We start from the raw sequence: 1,048 nt of genomic DNA on the forward strand, positions 1-1,048 counted from the left end.
GGTCCTCGATGCAGCCGGCACGCGGCGAAGATATACGGCTCGTCCCATGCCGGCGGACCGGCTTACACCTGTCGGTCCTGCAAGCGCAGCGCCTATCCATCGCAGCCCGTGGACAAGCGCTATCTATCGGTGCGGCGAGCGCAGCGGATCCGGGAGCGCCTGGGCGGTTCGCCCAACCTCACGCTGTCATTCCCGCCCAAGCCGAAGGGGATGCACTGGACGACCTATGACCGCGCCCACGCGACAGCAATGGCGCTCGAGCAGCGCAGCCTGGCCAGCATGGCAGCGACAGTGGAGAAGATACGGCGTCGATGCGCGGCACGGGCTGAGCGCCGCATTGTTTCTCCCCAGGAAGGCGCGAAAACCCAGCGACAACGGTAGGTGATGGCTGATAGCGCGAGCGCCAGCAGAGACATGGAGAAGTTTTGGTCACAACGCGGCGCGAAATTGCACCCCTGGTCTGTAGGGCTGATGCGGATGGCGACCCGCATCCGAGCCCGCGCGGGTCGCCGCGCCGGGGAACTGCTCCAGCAGCTCGATGGGCGCGGTGGTGATCAGAGCAAAACTGCGGGGGACCATAGTTTTGCTATTCAGCCCACACAACGCCAAGCGGCAAGCGACGCCGGCATGTCCGAGAGGCAAAGAGGCTTGGCGATGGGCTTAAGATAGCCGCTTGGCGATCATGCTCTGGACGATAGCTGTCCCGAAGAAGGGAAGGACGATGACGAGCACCACCCAGGCCGCCGATAAGCCAGCCGCTGACAGAGCTTCGCAGTCGACACCAAGAACCAGATTGTGCAGCCAATCATGGTCAGTGTGACCAGCCACTGCCAAATCGTTACGTCGCCCATCTCGCTACTCCCGCCTTCTTCCGGAACAGGTTGAATCCGCTTACGCTGCACTCGTCCAGTCCGCACCCTGCGGTGGCCCATCATCCCTTATCAGGCGGGACGCTGTGCCTAGGCTAGAGACGCATTGCACAACCGTTCCGGTTGATTCAGCGTTCGTTCGGGGTTTGAACAGACGCCGCGCCGGGCCACAGGAGGCC

General features: G+C 63.3%; 1 protein-coding gene. It reads left to right on the forward strand.

All coding sequences use genetic code 11. The features are described from left to right. Window positions 1–381: hypothetical protein (locus tag AC1DVA_RS28605; RefSeq protein ID WP_476808160.1), on the forward strand; the 381-nt coding region annotated here is incomplete at its 5' end. Window positions 382–1,048 lie beyond the last annotated feature (667 nt).

This window comes from Allobosea sp. P4_C6 (assembly GCF_056402015.1).